25 protein-coding genes are annotated in these 25,576 nt (G+C 51.7%); 16 read left to right on the forward strand and 9 right to left on the reverse strand.

The features are described 5' to 3' along the window. Positions 1-293 precede the first annotated feature (293 nt). Entirely contained in the window at positions 294-2,207 is a 1,914-nt protein-coding gene (gene thrS / locus EDM52_RS15020) for a threonine--tRNA ligase (RefSeq protein WP_122909791.1), read from the forward strand. Between the two features lie 58 nt (positions 2,208-2,265). On the opposite strand, the gene EDM52_RS15025 is transcribed toward thrS, so the two are convergent. Continuing rightward, positions 2,266-4,086 (reverse strand): ABC transporter substrate-binding protein, encoded by a 1,821-nt coding sequence (locus tag EDM52_RS15025; RefSeq protein WP_122909792.1) that lies wholly within the window; start codon positions 4,084-4,086, stop codon positions 2,266-2,268. 132 nt (positions 4,087-4,218) lie between these two features. Here EDM52_RS15025 and EDM52_RS15030 point away from each other — a divergent pair, with 132 nt between their 5' ends. Continuing rightward, the gene (locus EDM52_RS15030; RefSeq protein WP_245996948.1) at positions 4,219-5,487 is read left to right on the forward strand and encodes an MDR family MFS transporter; all 1,269 of its coding nucleotides are present in this window, start codon (positions 4,219-4,221) and stop codon (positions 5,485-5,487) included. Positions 5,488-5,569: 82 nt separating this feature from the next. On the opposite strand, the gene EDM52_RS15035 is transcribed toward EDM52_RS15030, so the two are convergent. The 5 genes from EDM52_RS15035 to EDM52_RS15055 all read right to left on the reverse strand — a co-directional run bounded on the left by EDM52_RS15035 (position 5,570) and on the right by EDM52_RS15055 (position 10,374). Further along, on the reverse strand, positions 5,570-6,607 hold the full coding sequence (locus EDM52_RS15035; RefSeq protein WP_122909794.1) for a ThiF family adenylyltransferase: 1,038 nt from the start codon (positions 6,605-6,607) through the stop codon (positions 5,570-5,572). 492 nt (positions 6,608-7,099) lie between these two features. Continuing rightward, entirely contained in the window at positions 7,100-7,840 is a 741-nt protein-coding gene (locus EDM52_RS15040; protein ID WP_122909795.1) for an ABC transporter ATP-binding protein, read from the reverse strand. Between the two features lie 4 nt (positions 7,841-7,844). Next, positions 7,845-8,504, reverse strand: coding sequence for an ABC transporter permease (locus EDM52_RS15045; protein WP_122909796.1), 660 nt, complete (start codon positions 8,502-8,504; stop codon positions 7,845-7,847). 12 nt (positions 8,505-8,516) lie between these two features. Next, on the reverse strand, positions 8,517-9,416 hold the full coding sequence (locus EDM52_RS15050; protein WP_122909797.1) for an ABC transporter substrate-binding protein: 900 nt from the start codon (positions 9,414-9,416) through the stop codon (positions 8,517-8,519). Positions 9,417-9,447: 31 nt separating this feature from the next. After that, positions 9,448-10,374: a helix-turn-helix transcriptional regulator gene (locus tag EDM52_RS15055; RefSeq protein WP_122909798.1), complete on the reverse strand. Its 927-nt coding sequence runs from the start codon at positions 10,372-10,374 to the stop codon at positions 9,448-9,450. Between the two features lie 242 nt (positions 10,375-10,616). On the opposite strand from EDM52_RS15055, the gene EDM52_RS15060 reads away from it, so the two are divergent. Continuing rightward, positions 10,617-12,425 carry an aldehyde ferredoxin oxidoreductase family protein gene (locus EDM52_RS15060; protein ID WP_122909799.1) on the forward strand — a complete coding sequence of 603 codons (1,809 nt, stop codon included), beginning with the start codon at positions 10,617-10,619 and terminating at the stop codon, positions 12,423-12,425. 50 nt (positions 12,426-12,475) lie between these two features. Here the strand turns inward: EDM52_RS15060 and EDM52_RS15065 are convergent, their stop codons facing one another. Further along, on the reverse strand, positions 12,476-12,772 hold the full coding sequence (locus EDM52_RS15065; RefSeq protein WP_122909800.1) for a MoaD-like domain-containing protein: 297 nt from the start codon (positions 12,770-12,772) through the stop codon (positions 12,476-12,478). Between the two features lies 1 nt (position 12,773). Further along, positions 12,774-13,049: a ubiquitin-like small modifier protein 1 gene (locus EDM52_RS15070; protein WP_122909801.1), complete on the reverse strand. Its 276-nt coding sequence runs from the start codon at positions 13,047-13,049 to the stop codon at positions 12,774-12,776. Between the two features lie 102 nt (positions 13,050-13,151). Here EDM52_RS15070 and EDM52_RS15075 point away from each other — a divergent pair, with 102 nt between their 5' ends. The 7 genes from EDM52_RS15075 to EDM52_RS15105 all read left to right on the forward strand — a co-directional run bounded on the left by EDM52_RS15075 (position 13,152) and on the right by EDM52_RS15105 (position 19,353). Next, entirely contained in the window at positions 13,152-14,384 is a 1,233-nt protein-coding gene (locus tag EDM52_RS15075; protein ID WP_122909802.1) for a molybdopterin molybdotransferase MoeA, read from the forward strand. 42 nt (positions 14,385-14,426) lie between these two features. Beyond that, a complete protein-coding gene (locus EDM52_RS15080) occupies positions 14,427-16,337 on the forward strand; it encodes a molybdopterin biosynthesis protein (RefSeq protein WP_122909803.1) in 1,911 nt (636 codons plus the stop codon). A 29-nt stretch (positions 16,338-16,366) separates the two neighbouring features. Beyond that, positions 16,367-17,386: a GTP 3',8-cyclase MoaA gene (moaA, locus tag EDM52_RS15085; protein WP_122909804.1), complete on the forward strand. Its 1,020-nt coding sequence runs from the start codon at positions 16,367-16,369 to the stop codon at positions 17,384-17,386. A 263-nt stretch (positions 17,387-17,649) separates the two neighbouring features. Then, positions 17,650-18,153, forward strand: coding sequence for a translation initiation factor IF-3 (gene infC, locus EDM52_RS15090; RefSeq protein WP_122909898.1), 504 nt, complete (start codon positions 17,650-17,652; stop codon positions 18,151-18,153). A gap of 30 nt (positions 18,154-18,183) precedes the next feature. Beyond that, on the forward strand, positions 18,184-18,381 hold the full coding sequence (rpmI, locus tag EDM52_RS15095) for a 50S ribosomal protein L35 (RefSeq protein ID WP_122909805.1): 198 nt from the start codon (positions 18,184-18,186) through the stop codon (positions 18,379-18,381). 90 nt (positions 18,382-18,471) lie between these two features. Continuing rightward, a complete protein-coding gene (gene rplT, locus EDM52_RS15100; RefSeq protein ID WP_049737672.1) occupies positions 18,472-18,831 on the forward strand; it encodes a 50S ribosomal protein L20 in 360 nt (119 codons plus the stop codon). 162 nt (positions 18,832-18,993) lie between these two features. After that, the gene (locus EDM52_RS15105; RefSeq protein WP_122909806.1) at positions 18,994-19,353 is read left to right on the forward strand and encodes a hypothetical protein; all 360 of its coding nucleotides are present in this window, start codon (positions 18,994-18,996) and stop codon (positions 19,351-19,353) included. 67 nt (positions 19,354-19,420) lie between these two features. Here EDM52_RS15105 and EDM52_RS15110 read toward each other — a convergent pair whose 3' ends face one another. Next, positions 19,421-20,107 carry a response regulator transcription factor gene (locus tag EDM52_RS15110; protein WP_122909807.1) on the reverse strand — a complete coding sequence of 229 codons (687 nt, stop codon included), beginning with the start codon at positions 20,105-20,107 and terminating at the stop codon, positions 19,421-19,423. Positions 20,108-20,287: 180 nt separating this feature from the next. On the opposite strand from EDM52_RS15110, the gene EDM52_RS15115 reads away from it, so the two are divergent. From EDM52_RS15115 to EDM52_RS15140, 6 genes are read left to right on the forward strand one after another with little or no spacing between them, the layout of a single operon-like run. Continuing rightward, a complete protein-coding gene (locus EDM52_RS15115) occupies positions 20,288-21,805 on the forward strand; it encodes an aldehyde dehydrogenase family protein (protein ID WP_122909808.1) in 1,518 nt (505 codons plus the stop codon). A gap of 33 nt (positions 21,806-21,838) precedes the next feature. Then, positions 21,839-23,050 (forward strand): iron-containing alcohol dehydrogenase, encoded by a 1,212-nt coding sequence (locus tag EDM52_RS15120; protein WP_122909809.1) that lies wholly within the window; start codon positions 21,839-21,841, stop codon positions 23,048-23,050. Positions 23,051-23,091: 41 nt separating this feature from the next. Continuing rightward, a complete protein-coding gene (locus tag EDM52_RS15125) occupies positions 23,092-24,027 on the forward strand; it encodes an alpha/beta hydrolase (RefSeq protein ID WP_122909810.1) in 936 nt (311 codons plus the stop codon). A gap of 33 nt (positions 24,028-24,060) precedes the next feature. Further along, positions 24,061-24,345 carry a hypothetical protein gene (locus EDM52_RS15130; RefSeq protein ID WP_122909811.1) on the forward strand — a complete coding sequence of 95 codons (285 nt, stop codon included), beginning with the start codon at positions 24,061-24,063 and terminating at the stop codon, positions 24,343-24,345. Next, complete coding sequence (locus EDM52_RS15135) at positions 24,342-24,611, forward strand: alpha/beta fold hydrolase (protein ID WP_122909812.1); 270 nt, start codon at positions 24,342-24,344, stop codon at positions 24,609-24,611. The genes EDM52_RS15130 and EDM52_RS15135 overlap by 4 nt, the downstream gene beginning before the upstream one ends. Before the next feature lie 33 nt (positions 24,612-24,644). Continuing rightward, the gene (locus tag EDM52_RS15140) at positions 24,645-25,532 is read left to right on the forward strand and encodes a R2-like ligand-binding oxidase (RefSeq protein WP_122909813.1); all 888 of its coding nucleotides are present in this window, start codon (positions 24,645-24,647) and stop codon (positions 25,530-25,532) included. The last annotated feature ends 44 nt before the right edge of the window (positions 25,533-25,576 follow it).

Consider the following 25,576-nt stretch of genomic DNA (forward strand, 5'->3'; position numbering starts at 1 on the left):
TGAATGCAAATACGATGAGAAGGACATGGACGGTATGCAGGGCGCTCTAGAGAGGCGAGACATTGGCTGGAAGCTCGCTGCGAACGCGTATTGATCTACCCCCTTCAAGTAGCTGCCGGGAACGAAGCTTGGTCTTCTATTAACGGCAAGCCGGTGAAAAGCCGTTATTGGAACGAAGGAGTTTGTTTGCCATATCTCGAACAAGCTCGAAGTAGGGTGGTACCGCGAGTCAACACTCGTCCCTTTTTGGGATGGGTGTTTTTTTATTTTCAATGAGGAAGGAAGAATGAATCGTGGCTCAGATCAATGTTACTTTTCCAGACGGTGCAGTCCGTCAGTATGACGCTGGAATTACAATCGAAGAAATCGCAGGCTCCATCAGTGCAAGCCTGAAAAAGAAAGCAGTAGCCGGAAAAAAAGACGGCAAAGTAGTAGACCTGTATACCGCTCTGGATGAAGATGCGGCTATCGAGATCGTCACTCTTGATTCTGCAGACGGACTGGAAGTATATCGTCACAGTACAGCTCACTTGTTGGCTCAAGCTGTCAAACGCATTTACGGCAAAGAAGTGAAATTCGGTATCGGTCCGGTGATCGAGGATGGTTTTTACTACGATATGGACATCCCGGTTTCCCTCTCTCCAGAAGATCTGAGCAAGATCGAAGCAGAGATGGAGAAAATCGTGAAGGAAGACCTGCCGATCCGTCGCAAGGTAGTAAGCCGTGACGAAGCGACTGAAATCTTCCAAGGACTGAATGATCACCTGAAGCTGGAGCTGATCCGTGATCTGCCGGAAGACTCGACCATTACCCTGTATGAGCAAGGTGAATTCTTCGACCTTTGTCGTGGTCCTCACTTGCCATCCACTGGCTTTATCAAAGCGTTCAAGCTGATGAGCGTAGCAGGTGCTTACTGGCGCGGAAATTCGGATAACCAGGTACTCCAGCGCGTATATGGAACAGCTTGGCCGAAAAAAGCAGAGCTGGATGAGTACCTCCATTTCATCGAGGAAGCGAAAAAACGCGACCACCGCAAGCTGGGGAAAGAGCTGGAGCTGTTCATGTTCTCCGAGGAAGCGCCAGGCATGCCTTTCTACCTGCCAAACGGCTTTACTGTACGCAATGAGCTGGAGCAATTCTCCCGCCGTCTGCAGCAGCTGGCACAATACACAGAGGTACGCACGCCGTTCATCATGAACCAACGCCTCTGGCAGAATTCCGGTCACTGGGATCACTACCATGAGAACATGTACTTCTCTGAGGTAGATGATACGACCTACGCGCTCAAGCCAATGAACTGCCCAGGTCATATGATGATCTATAAAAACACCATGCATTCCTACCGCGATCTGCCAATTCGCTACTCCGAGTTCGGTCAGGTTCACCGCCACGAGTTTTCTGGTGCATTGAACGGAATGCTGCGGGTTCGCACCTTCTGCCAGGATGACGCCCACGTATTCGTGCGGCCTGACCAGATCGAAAGCGAAATCAAAAGCATGATCAAGCTGATCGATTCTATATACAAAGTGTTCGGTTTCGAATACAGCGTAGCCCTCTCCACTCGTCCAGAGGATTCGATGGGCTCCGACGAGCTGTGGGAAGCAGCAGAAAGCTCCCTGAAAAAAGTGCTGGAAGATGCCGGCATGCCGTATGAAGTGAAAGAAGGCGACGGAGCATTCTACGGTCCGAAGATTGACTTCCAGATTACGGATGCGCTCAAACGCCGCCATCAATGCGGTACCATCCAGCTCGACTTCCAGATGCCTGAGAAATTCGATCTGTCCTACATTGGCCAGGACAACGAAAAGCATCGCCCAGTCGTTCTGCACCGTGCCATGTACGGATCGATGGAGCGCTTTATCGGTATCCTGATCGAGCACTATGCAGGCGCATTCCCAACCTGGCTGACACCGATTCAAGCTCGCATCATGACCATCAACGAAGTTCATGTGTCGTACGCAGAACAAGCGAAGGAAAAAATGCTGCAAGCTGGTATCCGCGTTGAGCTGGATGCACGCAGCGAAAAAATCGGCTACAAAATCCGTGAAGCACAGGTGCAAAAAATCCCGTACAGCTTGGTAATCGGGGAAAAAGAAATGGCGGAAGGCACATTGTCTGTACGCCGTCGCGGTGTAGGTGATGAAGGCGCGATGTCAGTTGAAGCCTTTATCGAAAAAATCCGTACAGAAATCAACGAAATGAAGTAAATCTCGACGTATAGAAAACAGGGCTATTCCTTCGTAAGAAGGGATGGCCCTATTTGTACTAGGTGCTGCGCAATGCTTGCGGCTGAAACCAAATCTTGTGGAAGTCGATCCAGCCATAGGAGTTGATCGTTACACCACGAACGGATTTATGATAAGAAGCGCTGCTTTTCTTGCAGACCAGAAACAGGATGGAATGCGTTTCTCTGATGTGTTCTTCCAAATCAGCAAGCTTTCGTTTTTGCTCCCTTTCATTCGGATCGCGCATGATGGACTGCACCAGCTCGTTCACGGTTGTCTTCATCTCCTCATCAAAGGCAGGCAGCAAGTAGTTTTCTTGCTGATACGCCTCCAGCAGGCTCTCGTCATCCATATTGCTGACAAATCCAAACAATCGAGCGTCATAGGCGGAATGGATCGGGGCGTGAATGGCGTTATCGACTTGAATGACCACATGGATCCCAAACGACTGACAGCGTTGCTGGATCCACTCAGCCTCTGGCTGGCATTGGGTGTTTGTCGTCAAGTGAAAGGGCTCTCCTTGGTACCCGCTGGAAGCAAGGAGGGCATCGATATCGGGTAAACCGTCTTCCGTCACGGGTTCGGATTCCGAAAGCGGGGTGCGAGAGCCCTTCGCTGGATATGGCAGCATCAGGTTGTCTTGCAAATCTTCAATCATTTGTCTGCGATCCAGAATGTGATGAAGAGCTTCCCGGAAACCACGATGGTTCTGCGGCCCGGATTTCCACTGGTTGAAGACGAGCAAAGTGGAGCACGATTCGACGGTTTCACTTCCGCACCAATCGTCTGCAAGTTCCGCGGAATGGATGGAAGTATCGCCATGTGATGTTCTGACGGAGGTCCAGTCTGGTTCCTTCAGGCAGCCCTCATCCATTTCTGGCAGGATCAACACTTCGACCCGGTCCAGAAGCGGTCTGCCGCGGAAATGGGAGGAGAAGGCCTCGAGAATACAGATCCCGTCATCGCGTTGCACCAAGCGAAAGGACCCTGTTCCAATCGGTTGCTTGGAAAAATCCGTTCCTTCCTTCTGCGCAATTTCTTCAGGAACGATACTGGCATAGACCGCACACAAAAAACGCAAAAAGAAATAATTCGGCTTTTGCAAATGAATGCGGACAGTTTTAGGGTCGATGGCTTCTAGTTGCTCGACATCCTGAAACATCCAGCTGGCTGGATAGCGCTTTGGATTCAATCGAAACCGATTGAGCGAGTATACGACGTCATGAGCCGTCAACTCTCGCTCATGGTGAAACAAAATCCCTTTTTTCAAGTGAAAGATCCATTCGCGGGCATCCTGACTGACTTCCCAGGAATGAGCCATGCATGGGACGATCGTTTTGCTCGCATGATCGTATTCCACAAGTGTGTTGAATATCTGGCTCGTCATGTGACAATCGAAAGCGTAATATACGTTTGCGGGGTCAAGTGTATAGATGGCCCGGTAAACAGGCAATCGTAGCGTATCCTGAAGTCGATCAGACACCGTTTTTGTAGAAAAGCCCATTCCTTGGGACAACCATTCCATAAATCGCTTTTTGACCACAGCCGTGCCAAAACGGCTCATCAAATTCATCGCTTCCCTTACTTCCCCTTGCTCGACTCTGCTTCTGGCCACTTCCTGGAGCAGTTCATCTGCATCCTTTCGCATCGTCAAAACGGATGAGTGCCCACGCCCTTTTCCGGCTTGCCAGTCAATCCAATTCAGATCACAGAGCTTGCGGACGATCAGTTTGACGTAGCGCGGCGTGCAATGCCACACGCCTGACAGCTTCTCGACCGTTACGGGGAGGGGAGTCTGAACAGAAGAAGATTGGTCCCGGAAGAAAAGAGAAAGCTCCAAATAATGCAGCACAATTTGCACGTCAATTCCCCATTTCTTCGTAAAAGGTGAACGGTTTTGGTGGAATCATACACTTTTTGTCCCTTTATGGATAGAGGATAATGAAAGCATCAAGACCAAACCTGCACATGGGATGTGGAGAGAAAGAAGAGGATGACACAAATGCGAACGGATCGAAAAATAACAGGGAAGCGCGGCTCCTTCCATCCGGTTGCCTGGGGAATCATCGTGGGTACCTTTTTATCCCGCACAGGCTTTTTCATGACCATCCCGTTTTTGGGTATTTACTTGGGGAAGGTAAAGGGAATAGACCCTGCCACGATCGGCGCCATTTTAGCGGTGAGCCTGCTGGCAGGAACAATCAGCAGCTTTTTCGGGGGGGCACTGTCAGATCGCTTCGGCAGATACCCGGTGATGATCGTTTCGATGGGGGTTTGGAGTCTCGTTTTTGCAGGTTTTGCGATAGCGGACGCTACCTGGATGTTCTTCGTGCTCAGTGCTTGCAACGGTCTTTGCCGAAGCGTATTCGAACCGACGTCACGTGCATTGCTTGCAGATGTCACACCGGCTGAACGGCGTTCAGACGCTTTTAACGCACGCTACTTCGCGATTAACATCGGCGGAGCCATAGGACCGCTCGTAGGGCTAAAGCTTGGTGTTGGCGGATCGTCATCGTTTTTGCCGTTTATGGTGAGTGCGAGCATTTTCGTTTTGTATACCGTGCTATTGATCATTTTCATGCTCATCTTTACGCACGGTATTCCGGAAAAAACGACGAATGTTCCAATGAAGCAAATGGTGCAAATCGTTTTTACGGATAAAGTATTTCTGTATTTTCTGCTGGGCAATGTTTTCGTGGCAGGGGCCTATTCCCACTTGGATACTACACTGTCCCAATACATTGGTCACGACCGGGTGGAGGCGTATTCGTTTCTGTTCGTAGTCAATACCTTGTCTGTGCTGGTGTTCCAGTATCCATTAGGAAAGCTGATGAAGCGTTTTTCTGCGTTGACATCTTTAAAAGCGGGCTGCCTCTTGTTTGGGATCGGTCTTTTTGGCTTTGGCATCTTTGAGAGCTTATACCTGCTTGCCTTGTCCATGGTGCTGTTTACAATAGGAGAAATTCTGTGCTTCGTCATTGGCGATGTGCTGATTGGGGAAATTGCTCCCGATCATTTGAGAGGAGCTTATTACGGTGCAGGGGGATTTGCATTTATCGGGCAGAGCTTGTGCGCTTGGCTCGGAGGAATCCTGCTCGGTACATTAGGCTTTGGACAAGGACCGCTTATTTTTGGCATCCTCATGCTGCTCACCTTCATTGCCTTCCCATTCTTCCATCAGGGTCAACGCATGTGGGAGAAGCGACAACAGGCAGAACAGGAGAAGCATGACTCGCTTCCTTCTGTAATAGCAGGACAGTAAAAGGGAAAAGAATAGGCTGATTCCTACGTCTTCGGACGAAAGGATCAGCCTCTTTTTCTGTTTGCCTGTCATGAAGTCTCCCTCAATGCCCTACATATTTCGCGTACAGCGACCTCGCGACTGCTATTTCCGAAGTCCCTTGCACGAGGACACGACCGTCCGCGAAGAAAACCAAGGTGTGATTGTCGACGTGAAAGCGCAGCAAGAAGCGATTCTGCTCTACGCTTCCGAGCGGGGCGAAGCGCTCGGCAAGCACGCCAAAATCGACAGCGCGGTGGTGAAGGGGACTGATCTGGATCATGTCTCTGCCGCACAGGGAGACGAATTCCTCTGTTTCTCCTCCCGCTCCATGCAGCTCCAAATAGTCAAACCTTCGCTGTGCGCAGGCTGGACATGAAGGATTTTTACCCTGAGAAATGTCCATCGCCATCCTGTCGTTGTCCCATAGATCAAACTGCTCCAGAGTGGAGTTGATTGTACTGGGTGCTTCGATCAATATCTTTAAGGCTTCCGTCGCCTGATAGGAGGCGATAATATGGATGATCGGACCAATCACGCCCACGGTATCGCAGGTTTCACCTCTGCCGACAGGAGCGTGTGGAAACAGACAGCGAAAGCAAGGGGTGATCCCGGGGCGAATCACTGCGAACATCCCGCGAGAGCTGACAGCACCGCCGTACACCCAGGGGATCCGGTGCTTGACCGCTACATCGTTGATCAAGTAACGCACCTGAAAATTGTCCGTCCCGTCGAGGATTACATCGGCATCCTGAAGCAGCGTTTCAGCATTGCCGGCATGCAGGTCCGCAATAATTCCGTTAATGCTGACGCCGGAATTGATCGCTCGCAGCTTGGCCTCAGCAGCAATTGCTTTTGGCAGATGCTCCTTGGCATCCTGCTCGTCGTAGAGCATTTGACGTTGCAGATTGCTGGCTTCGACAAAATCACGGTCAATAAATCGGACCTGACCCACTCCTGTCCGTACCATGTGGTTGGCGAGAACGGTTCCGAGTGCGCCCATCCCGACAATTACCACCTTCTTTTGCTTCAGCTGCTCTTGTCCCTTTGCTCCGATAGGGGAGAACAGGATCTGGCGTGAATACCGTGCAGTTGTATCCATCGTCTACTCCTTTCCTCAGGTCAGCAGAATAATCTGGCCCTACAACACACCGTTCATTCCACCAAATATCCGACCCAAAACATCAAAATAAATCAAGGGTGGCAACGAATATCCATATATTTCACATCCGGACTATCCACAAGTTTTGCTGCTAGACCTAAAATAACTCCGGTAATCATTGCATAGACGATAGAAAAGACTTTTTGCTTTGTAGTTGATTTGTTCGCAACTCTCAGTTGACTTAAGTGATTATCTATTTCTATTATAACCCTCCACCTTTTCAGCCTTTTTTCAATTCCTGATTAGATCATAGCATAATGGACATGACTATACGATGGCCTGCGTTATCCTAGAAATAACAGACCCGTCCCTTTTGAAGAGACGGGTTTTGCACGTTGAAGAGTCTACGATTCACTGGGTTTCCCAGGATGTCCACCGACTTAGGATTTGAGTGGAATACCAGCCGTATCCATCGTCTATTCCTTCCTCAGATCAGCAGATCATGCGTCCCGAGACAAAATCCTGCAGCTCGATGCAAGCGGGGCGGTTAAAAAACGCATCCGTATCGGCCCACTCTACGATTCGTCCTTTATTTACAAACAGACAGGTCTGCGCCAGCCGTCTGGCTTGAGGCAGATTGTGCGTAATCATGAGTACCGTCGTGTTCGTCTGCCGGTGAAACGTCTGGATCACTCGCTCAAAGATGGAGATATTGTACGGGTCGAGACTGGCTGTTGGTTCATCGAGCAAGAGCAGCTTGGGCTTGATGACGAGAGCACGGGCGAGAGCAATCCGTTGGGCCTCGCCGCCAGACAGCGTATTTGCGCGTTGGTCGGCGAGGTGTGACAGCTCGACCAGATCGAGGGCTTCTTGTACCAGCATTTGAATTTCCGCTTTTTCACGTTTGCGATAGCGCAGCCCTAGTGAGACATTCTCGTAGACAGAAGCGTGAAACATTGACGGCTTTTGCGCCACAAACCCCATTTTCCGCTGGAGAGGCAAACCTTTCGAGTAGGAGAGGGAAGTCAAATCTGTCTCATCGCCAAACAGCTGAAGAGAGCCAGAGGCGGGCTTTTCCAACAGATTGATGACGCGAAGCAGCGTGCTTTTTCCAGCACCGCTAGGGCCGACGATTCCGTAAAATCTCCCTCGCTCAAACGAAGCATGCTCCACAGCCAATACTGTTTTATTTCCGTAGCTGACCTGCAGATTGCGCACTTCTACACGGTTCATTCCCTTACCTCCTCCCGTTTCTCATCTGGTTCAAAACACCGGCCATCAGAAAGCTGTTAAAGAGGAAGCTGATGGCCAGGAGCACGAGTCCCAATTGCAGACCAGCGGTAAAGTTGCCGGTGCGCGTCTCCAGAATAATCGCCGTCGTCATGACCCGGGTATGATGTTCGATATTGCCACCGACCAGCATCACCGCTCCGACTTCCGAGATTGCTCTGCCGTAAGCCGCAGCCACACCCGACCAGATTCCTCCCCGAGCCTCCTTGACGATGGTCAGCATCATTTGAACAGGACTGGCTCCGAGACTTTTCGCCGTCTCCCAATAGGCGCGTTCCTTCGCTTGCACAGCGGACATGGTCAGCCCCGCGAGAATCGGTGTCACCAGTACGATTTGTGCGATGATCATCGCTTCCGGAGTGAACAGCAGTCCCAAGGCGCCAAGCGGTCCGTAGCGGGAGAGGAGCATATAGACGACGACACCGACCAGAACGGGAGGCAGTCCCATGCAGGTATAGATAAGGGCGACGACCAGTCTCTTGCCGCGAAACGTGTATAGTCCTAGAAAGGTGCCGGTCGGAATGCCGAGCAGCATCCCGATCAGAACCGATACAGTCGTGACTTGCAGGGAGAGCCAAATGACCTCCCAGACATCCTGGGTCATCATGAGAAAAGGCTCCTAGCGTTTCTTGGCATCAGGAACGAAAAGTCCTTTGCCATACGTTTCTTTGCCAAATTCGCCGATCAGCTTCTGTCCGATTTCACCCGTGAAAAATTGTATTAGCTGCATGCCTTCTTCTGGCTTGGTGGACGACTTTACCTGGATGATCCCGTACGGATTCAAGAGTGATTTGTCTCCTTGAACCAGTACCTCGAGGTTTAGCTTCCGGGAGAGGAAGGTGGCTTCGTCTGTTAAGGTATAGGCTCGCTTTTCATCCGCCATCTGCAGGGTTTCGCCCATGCCTTGACCGGAGGAGATGTACCAGCTTCCCTCTGGTTTGATCTGTGCTTCGCTCCAGATGCTCTTCTCTTTTTTATCTGTGCCGGAGTCATCGCCGCGCGAGACAAAAGATGCCTGTTTTTCTGCGATCCTGCTCATGGCGTCCTTGGCGCTTTGCACGTCTTTGATTCCGGCGGGGTCATCAGCTGGACCCACGATATAGAACTGGTTGTACATGACATCGTAGGCGTTGATGCCGAAGCCCTTGGTCACGAATTCCTCCTCGGCCTTTCGAGAATGAACGAGGAGGACATCTGAGTTGCCTTCTTCTCCTAGCTTGATAGCTTGTCCCGTCCCGACAGCAATGACTTTGACGGTAATGCCCGACTGTTTTTGAAATTCCGGCAAGAGGGCGTCGAGCAATCCTGAATCCTGAGTACTGGTCGTGGTAGCAAGAACAATTTCTTTGTTTTCAGCCGATGGTGCAGGAGCGGGAGCCGGCTGTGACGCTGGGGGACTTGCTTCAGGCGCGGGTACCTGCTGGGTGGCGGTCGAAAGCGATGGCGTGGAGCTACAGGCAGCGAGCAACAGGACTAGTGACAATAAGAAAAAGGAAGAAACGGTGCGTGCAACTTTCATCTTCTCATCTCCCAAAATAAGATCGAAATATCTAAGGAATGCTGGCAAGCTCTTTGCCGGTCAGCGAAACGTTGTACCCGCCTTGTGCGACGACGGCTTGTCTGAATGACGGATCTCGCAATACGGCCAGGAGGCTTTGAAAGCGTTCCTGCCTCAACAGTCGAGTCGGAATGACCAAATCGTAACGCTCCTCCTGAATCGGGAAAAAATCAAGACCAAGTCCTCTGGCAACGCTTTCAATCCCCAATGCGACGTCAGCTTTTCCCTGCAAGACCTGGGATGCTGTCGCGTAATGGGTCGTGCATTCCTGTTCATAGCCAGGCAGTCGATCTGGAGTGATCTCCATTTGACGCATTTTGTAGTCCAATAACAGCCGAGTACCCGAGCCACGCTGTCTGTTTGCGATGCGATGGTGCCCGCTCAGCAATTCCTCCCAGCTGGTGATCATCCGCGGATTCCCCTTCGGAACCATCAAGCCCTGCCAGCGGTTGACGAGATTGATGACCTTCACCTGGTCAAAAGACAGCAGACACCGAACATGGGGCAGGTTGTATTCGCCTGTGGCGGTATCGAGCAAGTGACAGCCAGCCATCTCGACGCGTCCCTTGTACAGCTCGATCAGCCCGTCCAGACTGCCTGAGAATGCCGGCAACAGGGTTGTTCCGCGCCTCGCCAGCATACGGGTGAGCAGATCAATCGTCAGATCGTGACTCCCAGCAAAAAGGATCTCGTAGGTCTGCTCGGCGGGCCGGACAAGCTCAGGCTGAGCAGGAAGATACAGCTCATCTCTTGATTTGTTGCGATGCATGAACACGCCCAAGTCACTTCGCAAAATACGCAAGGCTCGTCCTATCTTGGAGGCGGGCAGCTCTCCTCGCTTGATCATTTCATAGACTGTATAGCGAGTCAGCTTGAGCTCGACAGCCACCTCGTCTGGTGTTAAGTACTCATCTTCCAAAAAGCCACCTCCCCATTTTATAGTTTGGTTGAATTCGGTCTAGTTTGGTTAAGTTGGTTTAACGTGATTTGGGCTTAATATTAACATACTTTACCATTTGTCAAGACGCAACAAAATTATCGTAAAATTAGGTATATTCACGTTTTTTCAGGATATATAGGAAGGAAAACCCAGAAAAAAGTCGAACTTGGTAAGCATTGTCAGCGTTTTCAATGTAGATGAAGAAATGGAGGAATCTAGCCGTGAAAATGGGTGGTTTCAAGAACCGCGAAATACTGGTTGATTTGTCTAAAGGCGCTGTGGATTATCGGGAGATCAACGAAGAGCTGGCGCGCAAGTTTATCGGTGGGAGAGGGCTGGGTGTCAAATACGTCTACGACAACGGACCGCAAGTCGAACCGTTCTCAGAGGACAACATGCTCTGTCTGATGACAGGGCCGGTCACAGGTTCGCGCTCGTCGATGAGCGGACGACTCTGCATGGTGACCAAATCGCCGTTGACGGGTACCGTGACGGATTCCCACATGGGCGGATGGTCTGCCGCACGCCTCAAATGGGCTGGAATTGACAACGTCATCTTCAGGGGCGCAAGCGACAAGCCTGTCTATCTGTACATCGAGAATGGCCAGGGAGAGCTGCGTGATGCCAGTGACGTGTGGGGTCTGGGAACGAGAGGGACCGTCAAAGCGATGCAAGACCGCTATGGCAAAGAAGACCTGAGTGTGATCTGTATCGGACAAGCGGGAGAAAACCTGGTGCGTTATGCGGGCTTTATGAACGAGCATGACCGTTCTGCCGGCCGTGGCGGTACGGGAGCAGTAGCGGGCTACAAAAAGCTGAAGGCGATCGTGATCAAGGCGGCACAGAAAGGAAACATGCCGCAGCCAGCACAGGACGAGGAGTACAAAAAAGCCAACCAGAAGGCGCTCAAGGCGATCATGGAAGGCGGTTTGACCGCTCCCAAAAAAGGCGGCCTGTCTGTATACGGAACCAACGTTTTGACGAATATCATCAATGAAGTTGGAGCCCTGCCGTCGATGAACTCCAAGTTCACGCATTGGGAAGGTGCAGAGGGACACAGCGGGGAGACCGTGAATGCAACACTCTTGGTCGCGGACAACACCTGCCACGCCTGTCCGGTCGCCTGCAAAAAAGAAGTAGAGGTTAAGGAAGGCAAATACAAGACGCGGGTGGAGAGCTTCGAGTACGAGTCTGGCTGGGCACTTGGCGCCAACTGCGGAGTCAGCGATGCTGCACCGATCTCCTACCTGATCAACCTCTGCAATGAGCACGGCATGGATACGATCGAGCTCGGCAACACCCTCTCCTGCATGATGGAGGCTTATGAGCGTGGGTTGACAGAGGAAAAAGTCGACTGGGGCGACGCTGACCGCATGATCGAGCTGACTGAGATGATGGTCTTCCGCAAAGGCATCGGAGACGTACTGGCCGAAGGTACCGTACGTGCGGCGAAGCACTTCGGCGATCAGAATCTGGCGATGTGCGTCAAAGGCCAGGCGATTCCGGCCTACGATCCACGCGGAATCCAAGGCATCGGTCTAGGCTATGCGACGAGCAACCGCGGTGCTTGCCACCTGCGCGGTTATACGGTTGCAAGCGAGATCGCAGGCATTCCGATGCCGACAGATCGTCTGAAGCCAGAAGGAAAAGGCGAGCTTTTGATGATCTTCCAGGATATGCTGGCCTTCTCTGACTCCATGAACATCTGCAAGTTCTCTTCCTTCTCGGAAAACGCAGAGAACTACGCTGAACAGTATTCGGCGATGACAGGGGTTCCGGTCACTGCTGACGATGTCATGAAGATCGGCGAGCGCATCTACAACCTGGAGCGCCACTACAACAATCTGGCAGGCTTCAACAAGCGCGAGGATGACCATTTGCCGAAGCGCTTTACGGAAGAGCCAGCTACTGGTAACAGTGCAGGCCATGTGAGCCAGCTGGATCTCATGCTGAATGAGTACTACCAGGTGCGCGGCTGGGTAGACGGCGTTGTTCCAGAAGGCAAGCTGAAGGAATTGAACATCGTATAATCAAAAATGGAAAAAGGTGGAAGTTATTCTCCACCTTTTTCCTTACTATATCACCCTCCTACGCGGATTACCTTGAGTCGGAAGCGCTCCAAGAGCCGTGACAGCACGGCTTCTTCCTCAGAAGTAAAATGGATAAAGACAGCGTTGACGTGAAAGCGGGAGGTGATGGTGACCGTTTCCTCCCGCATGATTTGCGCACTCCATTGATCTGATCTGACCAGCAGGGGGAGAGCATCCTTGTCAGGAGCATCTCCTACTTGTCCGACGACGTGACCTCCGCATTCGATGAGATACGTCATCAGGTGAGCGATTCGAATCCCGCGCAGCTCCATCGTATGTTCGACCATATCAGCCTCCTGCTACCGGCGGGAACAGCGCAAACTGATCGTCTTCCTTGACACGAGTCTCCAGGCCATGGGCGTGGATGATATTTTGACCGTTGATAAATACATGTACAAAAGGTTTGAATGTTCGCTCCGGTGTGAAGACCTCATCTTCCAGTGCAGGATACATCTGGATCAGAGTCTCCATGATGTCGATGACGCGATCACCGTTATCCAAGGGGACTTCCACCGATTTTCCCTGACAGATCTCTCGAAAGTTGGCAAAAACTTTTACTTTCATATTGGAAAAATCTCCTTTTTCTTTTTATTATACTATCAGAATGTTGAAAAAGTTAGAGCTTTAAGCATACGCGCACACGCTTGCAGATAATGGAGGACGATGATGAAATTCTTCAATGTAAAAACAGTCGCCGAGACGTTGGAAGTGATTGCCAGGCAATTCGCACCAGTACGTCAGCCGGTCACTCTTCCACTGGGAGAAGCGCTTGGCTTGGTCCTGGCAGAAGACGTGATTTCTGCCGAGCAGGTTCCGCACTTTTCGCGTTCAACGGTGGATGGTTACGCAGTACGGGCGAAAGACACGTACGGAGCTTCTGATTCGTTGCCTGCTTTTTTGGATATACAAGGGAAAATTGAGATGGGAAAGATAGCTGGGCTTCTTCTGCGTGAAGGACAGGCTCAAGCCATACCGACCGGCGGCATGATCCCGGATGGGGCGGATAGCGTAGTGATGATCGAGCATGTCGAGGAAGTTGGCGATTTGCTCAATGTCTTTCGGCAGGTTTCACCAGGTGAAAATATGATTCGGGCAGGAGACGATGTACAGACAGGGGAGCTGGTTATGGCTGCGGGTCAGCGTCTTCGTCCGCAGGATCTGGGAGTGCTGGCAGCGATCGGGAAAACAAGCGTGTCCGTGTATCCCCGCCCAATCGTCGCCATCTTGTCTACGGGAGATGAGATTGTGCCTTCCGACAAGCAAGAGCTGGCTCCTGGCGAGATCCGCGATATCAACAGCATGACGATAGGAGCAGCGGCACGTGCGTGTGGAGCAGAGGTGATAGAAGGAGGCATCGTCCAGGATGATTTCGACGCCTTTTTTTCGAGAGCACAGGAGCTGTTCCAGCAGGCAGATCTGCTGCTATTGTCTGGAGGCAGCTCAGTAGGTACACGCGATTATACGGAACGGGTGATGCAGTCTTTGGGCGATCCTGGAGTGCTGGTGCACGGTGTTTCGATCAAGCCTGGCAAGCCGACGATATTGGCCAAGGCAGGGGAGAAGCCGATCATGGGTCTGCCAGGGCATCCGGCATCTGCTTTGATCATTTTCCACCTGTTTACTGCTCCGTTGATTGCCCAGCTGGAGGGAGTTCTCCCCAGTCATTTGGACAAGCGAATTATGGCTCGAATTTCTCGCAATATCCCTTCAGCAGTAGGGCGCTCTGATTACGTGCGCGTCAAGCTGGAAAAACGGGGCGAGGAGTGGTGGGCACAACCCGTTTTTGGCAAATCAGGCTTGATCTCGACTTTGGTAAAGAGCGACGGTATGGTAGAGATAGCTGCGAACAAGGAAGGAATCATGGAAGGCGAATTTGTCCGTGTACATCTATTTCACTAGTCTGGTACATTGGAATGTAGAAGTGTAAGCAGGAGGAGAACGATGCGCAAAATCTACTTGGAAGACACGCCACTGCAGGAAGCGCAGCAGAGAATCGTAGAAAGTGTTCGCTTCTCGCCGCAAGTGGAGATCATCCCGACCCGGGAAGCATTGGGAAGGGTGACAGCCGAACCGATCTACGCGAAGGTATCGATGCCCAATTTTCACGCCGCCGCGATGGACGGTGTAGCCGTCAAGGCGGAGATGACCTATGGTGCTGATGAGCAGCACCCTGTCTGTCTCAAACGGGGAGAAGCGTATGTCGAGGTCGATACCGGAGATCCGATTCCGGAAGGCTATGATGCGGTGATCATGATCGAACACATCCATCAAATCGATGATGACACGATTGAGATTTTGGAATCCGTCGCTCCTTGGCAGCACATTCGCCCCATCGGAGAGGATGTTGTCGTAGGCGAGGTGATCATTGCGGATCGGCACAAGCTGCGACCAGTTGATCTGGGTGCGCTTTTGGCAGGCGGCAATGTTACGGTACCTGTACTGCGCAAACCGCGCGTGGTGATTATCCCGACCGGAACGGAGCTGATCGAACCTTCTGATCAGGTAGCGGAAGGAGAGATCATCGAATTTAACGGTACGGTTTTCTCCGCTTATTTGCAGGAATGGGGCGCTGAGCCGATCTACCACGGGATCGTCAAGGACGACTACGCGCTCATTCGAGATGCTGTAAAAGCAGCGGTGCAGGATGCAGATATGGTACTTTTGAATGCAGGCTCGTCAGCCGGACGCGAGGATTTCACGGTTCATGTGGTGGAAGAGCTGGGGGAAGTGTTGACGCATGGTGTAGCCACCCGACCAGGCAAACCAGTGGTGGTTGGAATGGTGGAAGGCAAGCCGATCATCGGGCTGCCGGGCTATCCTGTATCGGCTTATCTGAATCTGGAGTGGTTTGCTCGCACGCTGGTCCATCACTATTACGGACTGCTGGAGCCTGAGCGTCCGCGCGTCAAGGCAACGATGGGACGCCGCATCGTGTCCGTGATGGGCGCTGAAGATTTTATCCGCGTGACGATAGGCTGTATCGACGGTCAATTTATTGCGAACCCCTTGACCCGCTCAGCTGGTGTCACCATGTCGATGGTAAGAGCAGACGGCCTGCTGCGAATCCCCCCTGGACATCTGGGCTACGAACAGGGAGAGAGTGTGGACATCGAGCTGTACCGTCCATTGGAGCAGATTGAAAATACGATTGTAGCAACAGGCAGCCACGACCTGTCGATGGACGTGCTGCACTCCTTGTTGCGAAAGACCAATCCGGATCGCTTTCTCGTCTCTTCTCATGTCGGGAGCATGGGCGGGATCCTAGCCATTCAAAAAGGAGAGGCGCACGCAGCAGGGGTCCATCTGTTTGACGAGGCTACTGGGACATACAATTTGCCCTATATTGAAAAGTACCTCCGCGATCAGGATGTCGTGCTCATCCAGCTGGTCTATCGCCAGCAAGGATGGATGGTAAAGCCAGGAAATCCGCGGGGAATCCATTCCGTACACGATCTGCTTCAGCCGGGGATTACCTATATGAATCGTCAGAGAGGAGCAGGTACAAGACTGCTGTTCGACTACCTGCTCGGACAAGAAGGGCTTGACAGAGATCAAATCTACGGCTATTCTCGCGAGGCGGTCTCTCATTTGAGCGTTGCTGCTGCAGTGGCCGGAGGAACAGCAGATACCGGTCTGGGAATCTATTCGGCAGCATCCGCGATGGAACTTGATTTTATCCCTGTCGCAGAAGAGCGATACGACTTGTTGCTTAGTGGCTCTTTTTACCGCAGTGTAGAGGGAGAGGAATTGCTCGCCTGCATTCGCTCGGAGGCGTTTGCTCAGGAAGTGGAGGCATTGGGCGGTTACAGCTGCCGTGATTCCGGAAAAATCCTCTATTCCTCTTTATCATAATGATCATAGGAAAAGGAGAGTGGTCATCGATGTCAGAACAAATGCTTGATTTACACAAACGTCCTCTCCGAGATATCCGCATATCTGTCACAGATAAATGTAATTTTCGCTGTCAGTACTGCATGCCTGCTGAAATATTTGGACCTGATTACCCCTTTTTACCCCAAAACAAGCTGCTGACCTTTGAGGAGATTACCAGACTGACGGGCATTTTTACCGCGCTCGGAGTAGGGAAGATTCGGATTACGGGCGGGGAACCGTTGATGCGACGCGATTTGCCTGAGTTGATCCGCATGCTTCGCCAGGTGGATGGGGTACAGGATATCGCGATGACGACGAACGGGTCGCTCTTGGCGAAGCACGCCGAAGCATTAAAGGCTGCTGGCTTGGATCGGGTGACGGTCAGTCTGGACAGCCTGGACGATGAGCGATTTGGTAAAATCAATGGCCGTGGCTATAAGGTAGCCGATGTGCTGAATGGCATTGAGGCAGCCGAGCAGGCCGGGCTTGGCATCAAAATCAACATGGTCGTCCAGCGTGACGTCAACGTGGATGATATCCTTCCGATGGCACGTTTCTTCCGTGAACAAGGACATATTCTGCGCTTCATCGAGTTTATGGATGTGGGCAACACGAATGGCTGGAAGCTCGATCAGGTGGTGCCGTCGCAAGAAATTGTAGACATGATCAGCCAAGAGATGCCGCTTGAACCGATCAATCCCAACTACTATGGAGAAGTCGCCTCGCGCTATCGCTACGTCGACGGGGATGGCGAGATCGGATTGATTTCGTCCGTCACGCAGGCATTCTGCTCCACCTGTACACGGGCGCGCCTCTCTGCGGAAGGCAAGATGTACAATTGCCTGTTCGCCTCGACTGGTTTTGACCTGCGCGAACCATTGCGCGAGGGCCAAAGCGACGAGCAGATCCGTCAGTTGATTCATGCCTACTGGGGGCAGCGTGACGACCGCTATTCCGAGGTGCGACTTCTGCAAACGCCTGGCCTTGAGCCACGCGACAAGGTAGAGATGTCTCACATCGGCGGATAGCAAAGAGCAAGCCTTGACAAAGTAAATTTCAACCTGTATTATAAAGGTCGTATAATTAACACTTCATACTTCGAGAACAAGCAGAGGCGCCCAGCTTCTCACCTGGGTCGACGTCTATAACGACTGTTGACAGGTAACTCTTATGCAAAGATCTTTGGATCTGTTTATTTGCAAGGTGAGATATGTGCGGGCGCAAAATGCGTTCGCACATTTTTGTTCCTTTCTCGAAATTGACGGGGGTGGCAAGTATTAGCAAGGATCAAATGTTAGTTAACGAAGCGATCCGTGCCCGTGAGGTTCGTTTGATCGGAGCCGACGGGAGTCAATTGGGAGTCGTACCCTTTAGGGAAGCGTTGCGCATTGCCCAAGAAGCCGAATTGGATCTGGTAAATGTTGCTCCTACAGCCAAACCGCCTGTATGCCGTATCATGGACTACGGAAAGTTCAAATACGAGCAGGCGAAGAAGGAAAAGGAAGCACGCAAAAACCAGAAGATTATCGAGCTCAAAGAAGTGCGTTTTTCTTCCAACATCGAGGAACACGATTTTCAAACGAAGCTTCGCAACGTCCGCAAGTTCTTGGAGGATCATCACAAGGTGAAGTGTTCGATCCGTTTCCGCGGACGCGAAATCACCCACTCCGAGATCGGGCTTGGTGTAATGGAGCGTGTAGCGGCCCAATGTGAAGATCTCGCAGCGCCAGAGCGCAAACCGAAGATCGAGGGACGCAGCATGATCATGATTTTGGCTCCGAAAGCGGAAAAGTAAGCTAGTAGTTTAGACAGGAGGATTTTTCAGATGCCTAAAATGAAAACTCATAAAGGCGCAGCAAAGCGTTTCAAAAAGACTGGAAGCGGCCAATTGAAGCGCGACCGCGCATTTGGTAACCACATGTTCGCCAACAAAACGACTAAGCAAAAGCGCCACCTGCGCAAAGCTGCACTCGTTTCCAAAGGCGATCAAAAACGTATTGAGCAAATGCTCACATACCTGTAAGTTTCATACGATTACACACCATCACACAGCATGAGCTCCCTAAGCGCCTAGAAGTCGGCCGCCATGCTGGAAAGACCAGGAGGAGTTAGTATGCCAAGAGTAAAAGGTGGCATTGTTACACGCCGTCGTCATAAGAAAATCTTGAAGCTGGCGAAAGGTTACTTCGGTTCCAAACATCGCCTGTTTAAATCCGCGAATGCTCAGGTAATGAAATCCCTGATGTATGCATACCGCGACCGTCGTCAAAAGAAACGTGACTTCCGCAAACTGTGGATTACACGTATCAACGCGCAAGCTCGCATGAATGGCCTGTCCTACAGCCGCCTCATGCACGGTTTGAAAGTCGCTGGCATCGAAGTAAACCGCAAAATGCTGGCTGACCTGGCTGTTAACGACAAAGCTGCTTTCAACGAGCTGGCAACTGTCGCTAAAGGCAAACTGAACGCGTAAGGAAACAAGAAACCGATCTTCCCTTTAGGGAAAGATCGGTTTTTTTACGTAGAAAAATAGCGATTCTCATAAAATAGTTCTCTATCATGCAACACCTGTCCACACGGGTCCCTTCTGACTTTCATATGCTGCAAGCAAGAAAGAAGGAAGGAGTGAGCGAGTATGCCAAGATTAACATTATTTGCAGATAGAAACTTTGATGACAGACGTATTCAGTTTCGCAGACGTGGCGTTGCCATCCGAAACATGAATGCGATTCGTTTTAACAACGATCTATCGAGTTTCCGGTCCCGAAGAGGCGATAGTGCGAATGTAACTTTGGTTCTGTTCTCACAGACATCGTATCAAGGTACATTCCGCGTATTTCGCGGAGACCGTGATATCGCCAATCTCGGAAATTTTGACTTCAACAATCGCACCTCGTCGCTGATTTTCATCGGTCGAAATTTGACAGATGCGGAAATACGCGATATTCAGTCTAGCCGTAGAGCACCACGTAATATCGTGGAAATCAGAGAGTAAGGAATGAAAAAAGGAACGATCAGCCCCTGTGCTGCCGGGGATCTGGTTGTTCCTTTTTGTCTATAGCTCAAAGGATAATTCGCTGCCGAAGTGCTTCGGCCACGCCTTGTGTTCGATTATTTACCTGAAGTTTTTTCAGCGCAGATTTGATATAGTCCTGAACGGTAAATTCTCTGATGCCCATTTTATCAGCCATTTCTTTGATGCTCTCTCCCCAGGACAGTCGCTGTAGGACTTCGATTTCCCGTTTGCTCAGCTTGGGGTTTTTTGGCGTTGAATGATCATGGGTTAAAGCTTTTGCCACCTGCTGACCATAATACGCGATATCGGCTACAAGATGGCTATTGATCCCATCGCAGCCCTCCGGATGGCCGGAGGTTCCCGCCCATCCAAGAACGTTGTTGCCATTGTAGATCGGGACGACGATGGCATAGGAGGCACCATGCACGTGCTTGGCAGGTATTTGCCGAATTTGTTCGGTTTTGAGAAGGAGGGTTTTTTTCTCGCGAATGGCAGCGTGAATAGGCGGAATGTTGCGTATATCCTCCCGCAGCTCACGAATGGAAGTCAATCCCTCTTGATTGGCCCAAAAGATGCCTTCACCTACATGACTGAGCATCGAATAGTTGTAGAGGACAGCCCCCATAAAGGGAAACACATCAAGAAAACCGCGCACAGTAAGAACCAGTTTTTCTTCATGATAGGGCGTCGATTCAATTTTTTGGATATATGCTTTCACAGCTGGACTGACCATGGAGTACCTGCCTCCCTCCATATTAGGGGTCGTTCTACACCTGTATTTTAGGGGATATATCCGCGTCTGTTTCTTCCATATAATCATATTTGTAGCGCTTTCATTTTATCAAACGGCTTATCCAGACGTAAAGGAATTGAATTCGGAATAATTCGACAATAGGGAGGGAGGAAGGATTGTATGGCAGCAAACACACAGCAAGCATTGGATTTTCAACTGTACATAAACGGTGAATGGACCCCCGCAAGAAGTGGGGAGACCTTCGATGTGTTCAATCCGGCAAATGGAGAACGGGTAGCAAGAGTGGCCAAAGCAGGGAGCAGTGATGTGGACGCCGCTATCGCTGCTGCAAGGCAGACCTTTGATTCGGGTGTTTGGTCGCGCAGGACGCCACAGGAGCGAGCAGCCGTATTGAACCAGTTTGCTCGCAAGATAGTGGAGAATGCGCAAGAGCTGGGATATTTGGAGGTGATCAGCTCAGGAGCGACGATTCGCCGTGTCAGCAGCATGGACATCATGGGCAGTGCGTTTGTCATGCAGCAGAGCGCAGGCTTTGCGCTGGAGTACTGCTATGTCAACCATCTGGGACCGGGAATAGGGGCTCCAAGCAACAACCAGGTATGGCGGGAACCGCTTGGCGTGGTGGCCGCGATTACGCCTTGGAACTTTCCGATGATTCTCGCGATGTGGAAGCTGGCACCCGCCTTGGCTATGGGCAACTCGGTTGTCGTGAAGCCAGCTACGTACACGCCATTGTCGACATTAAAGCTGGCGCAGCTCGCGACAGAGGCAGGGATTCCGCCTGGCGTTTTCAATGTGGTGGCAGGACCGGGCGCCAGTATTGGCGAGGCGCTGGTAAAAGATCCGCGTGTAGACAAAGTTGCCTTTACGGGCTCCACGGAAGTGGGGCAGCGAATCATGGAGCTTGCGTCAGGTACGGTCAAGCGGGTCACTTTAGAGCTGGGAGGAAAATCTCCGGCTATCGTGCTGCCTGATGCCGATCTGGAGTTGACGATACCCGGATTGCTCTACGGCTTCTGCCTTCACACAGGTCAAGTATGTCAATCAGGAACGCGAATCCTCGTGCACGATTCGATGTACGATCAAGTGTTGGAAGGCATGAGCCAGATGGCTGCGAAAATAAAAATCGGCAACACACTCGATCCCTCTACCGGCATGGGGCCGCTCGTCTCCAACCAGCAGCTCGATACGGTGCTAGGCTATATCCAATCCGGCCTGGACGAAGGAGCCAGACTGGTATACGGAGGCAAACGAATAACCGACAGCGGGCTTGATAAAGGGCATTACGTGGAGCCGACGATCTTTGCCGATGTTCGCAATGACATGAAGATCGCCCAAGAAGAGATTTTTGGTCCTGTAGCATCCGTGATTCGCTATTCCAGCGTGGAGGAAGCGATAGAGATCGCCAATGATACGATCTACGGTCTGGCGGCGGGTGTCTGGAGCTGCGATGTGAACCAGGCCTTGAAGATCAGCCGCGAATTAAAAGCAGGGACGGTCTGGATCAATGACTGGCATGCGATTCGCCCCGATGCTCCGTTTGGCGGATACAAGCAGAGCGGATTTGGCCGTGAGCTGGGACGTCAATCACTGGATGAATACAGCCAGGTCAAGCATGTCCATGTTTCCTTGACACCTGAACTTCGCCAGCGACCTTGGGCTAGCTCGCTCTTTTAAAATACGCGGATGAGAGATGGGAGGAATGGCAGTATGACGACTTTATCGAGATTTGGGCTGCGAACAGAGGTCTACAGCGGGGCGGGGTCACGGACGCTTTTGCCCGAACTCCTGCAGGGCCTCGGAGCAAAAAGGGTAGTGTTGTTTACCGATCAGGGATTGAATCGGGCAGGGCTTACGGAAAAAATCACCGAGCTGTTCCGACTGATGCCTGGACCCATCCAGCTAGTTGGCGTTTATGATGAGATCGAGCAGGATGCCAAGGGTGAAAACGTAAACCAGGCCGCACGCTTTGTAAAGGAGTGCAATGCAGACTCTCTGGTTTCCGTCGGGGGCGGCAGCGTGCTTGATGCATGCAAAGCGACCAAGTGGCTTTTGCATAAACAGCACCATGATGTGCGCGATTTGCTGAACGGAACGACCCGAGAGCTGTGGCCACAGGCTCAGCCGATCCGCATTCCCCACATTGCTTTGCCGACTACTGCAGGAACGGGTGCTGAGGTTTCCCCCATGGCTGTCGTGTACAATGAGCGTCTGAACATCAAGACAAACCTGATGAATCCCTTCATCGCAGCGGATATTGCCATACTTGACCCTGATCTTACCGTGGGATTGCCTCCAAAAATCACGGCATTTACGGGCTTCGATGCTTTGACACACGCAGTGGAAGGGTACTTCTCCCCTCGTGCCAATCCGATGAGCGATTCATTTGCTTTGCAGTCCGCTCGGATGATCGCCGAAAGCCTGCCAACGGCCGTTCACAAGGGTACAGACCTACAGGCCCGATCGAACATGCTGATGGCGAGCATGATGGCCATTACCTCCTTTGGACTTACAGTATCTGCCATCCCGGTGCACAACATGGCGCACGCTTTCGGCGGCAAATTTGGCATTCCGCACGGTTTGGCGAACGCTGTCCTGCTGCCGAATATGATGGAATCCTTGCCTGGACTCTACCTGCAAAAAGTTCGCAGCTTTGCGGAGGTGCTGGGGTTGGTGCCTGGAATCCAGTCGCCGGAAGAGTGTCTGGAACAGGTAGTCTCCTACATTCGCGAGCTGCGTGATCAGGTTGGGCTGCCTTCAACATTTGCTGAGTACCAACTGGACCCGGCCAGTCTGGCACACATTGTACCGCTCGTGCAAAGCGATCCGACCGCGATGATGTTCCGCATCCCGGCTCCGGTCATTACGAAGGTAACCACCGAAGTGGCTGGGCTGCCACAGGAGGAAGAAGCTATTCGCTAACGATACGTAATCAGCAAAAGGGAGAAAAGGAGGATGCTTCGATGCCATTAGATCCCCAAGCAAAAGCATTTCTGGATATGAATGAAGCGGCGGGTGCACCACCTACCAGTTCCATGACACCCGAGGAAAACAGAGAGCGTACAGCAGATTTGGGAAAATTGGCGGGTATCCCAAAAGAGATTGCGAAGATTGAAAATCGGATGATCCCTGTCGATGGCGGGGAAATCGGTGTCCGGCTCTATACGCCGAATGGGCTTGGTCCCTTTCCTGTGTTCGTCTATTTTCACGGGGGAGGCTGGGTGATCGGCAATCTGGAGACGGTCGATACCCTTTGCCGAAATATAGCCCATGAGTCGGAATGTCTGGTCATCTCTGTCGATTACAGGCTCGCACCGGAGCACAAGTTTCCTGTTCCAGTAGAGGACTGTTACGCCGCTGTAGAGTGGGCTGCACAGCATGCCTCTTCTCTGAATGGCGATGGGACAAAGCTTGCAATCGGAGGGGACAGCGCCGGCGGAAATCTGGCTGCAGTGGTTGCGCAGCAGGCAAAACAACGGGGTGGCCCGCCCATCTCGTTCCAAGCACTGATCTATCCCGCCACTCAGCTTGGTGGTGAGACAGAATCGTATCGGGAGAACGGCGAGGGGTATTTTCTCACTGCCGACAGTATGCAGTGGTTTTTCCGACAGTATTTGAACGATGAGGAAGAAAGGAAGAGCGTGCTCGCCTCACCCTTGCTGAACGAAGATCTCGCTGGCTTGCCGCCTGCATTGGTGATCACGGCCGAATACGACCCGCTGCGTGATGAAGGAGCGATGTACGCAGACAAGCTCAGACAGGCGGGGGTCCCAGTCGAATACACCTGCTACGAAGGCATGATCCACGGCTTCTTCTGGATGGCGGGAATGATGGACAAAGGCGCTCAGGCTGTATCGCAGGTGTCGAGCAGCTTGCGATCTGTTTTCCAGCGGCTCTGATGAAAAGCCAAGCAGTGAAAGGGGGAACTGGGGATGAAGTTCGTCGCATTTCACCTGATGCCTTATCGGGAATTGCCTGCAGACTTCGAGCAAAGCTACCCGAGCGTCTGGGTGACGCCGCCTAAAGAGCTGTATGATCCCCGAAAAGGGCACCGGATGTATCATGACTATCTGGATGAGCTGGAATTTGCCGTTGATCTCGGCTACGACGCTGTAGGGGTGAACGAACACCACAGCAATGCCTACGGACTGATGCCGTCTCCCAATTTGATGGGATCGATTCTCTCCGGAGGCAGTGTGGAGACGTACGACGGATGAACTCATTCATCACATGGTGGCAGATCCCGGATAAGGGACTGAAGTTCCGCATACATCGAATCAAGGCTCCCACGCTCTTGATCTGGGGTGTTCAGGATCGATTTATTCCTCCATCCTACGCTACGGATTTCCATCAACGAATTGCAGGATCAAGACTCGATCTGATAGATGGAGCCGGGCATTTGGTGACTCTGGAGCAGCCGGCTGCAGTCTTGGATTCGATTCGTCGTTTTACTACCAGTATTCTGAAGGCTAGTACCTGTTAGCAACACCACTTATTGAAAACAGGAGGGATTCATGTGAGAGACCATTTTATCTCGACCAGCGCGCGTGGAATCAATACGGAGCTGTTGCCGTACCAGCTGTATCAAAAAGCGAAGCGTTTCGGAATCTGGAACCCGCAGGATATCAGCTTTGCTCAGGATAAAGAGGATTTCGCCAACATGAATGATCAGCAAAAAGAAGAGACGCTTCGTCGGATCTCCGGTTTTCTCGGGGGCGAGGAGGCAGTAACGCTGGACCTTCTCCCCTTGATCATGGTGATCGCTGAAGAAGGCAGGCTTGAGGAAGAAATGTTCCTCACTACCTTCCTGTTTGAAGAAGCGAAGCATACCGAGTTTTTCCGACTCGTACTGGACAATCTCGGCATCAAGGAAGACCTGTCCCATTTTCATGGAGATGTCTACAAACAGATCTTTCATGAGATGTTGCCGGAAGCAATGAACAGATTGCGGACAGACAAATCGCCTGAGGCCATAGCAGAGGCTTCGACGGTCTACAACATGTTCGTGGAGGGAGTGCTTGCCGAGACGGGATACTTCGGATTTTACGAAGGATTGAACAAGACAGGCATCATGCCGGGATTGATGGAGGGAGTCGGCTATATCAAGACAGACGAGGCGCGCCATATCGGGTACGGGACCTTCCTTCTCCAGCGCTTGATCTGTGAGCATCCGCACGTGTACGACGTAATCGTCAAAAAAATGGCAGAGCTTGCGCCGATGGCTGGTCAGCTGTATCAAGGGCTCGATCCAGCGCTGGAAACAAGTGCATTGGGTGTTCGCTTGACAGACGTGCAGCAGTTCCTGAAGAAGCAGCTTGCCGTACGCATGGAGGTACTGTCCCGAGCCAGAGGAAAAACGATGGAAGAGCTGTACAAACAATCACCAGCAGCGGTTGATGCATAGTCATTAACCGAACTGTCCGAGAAAGTTGCTTCTTTTTTCGGAGC

It is taken from the genome of Brevibacillus invocatus (assembly GCF_003710915.1).
Lineage (GTDB): Bacteria > Bacillota > Bacilli > Brevibacillales > Brevibacillaceae > Brevibacillus > Brevibacillus invocatus.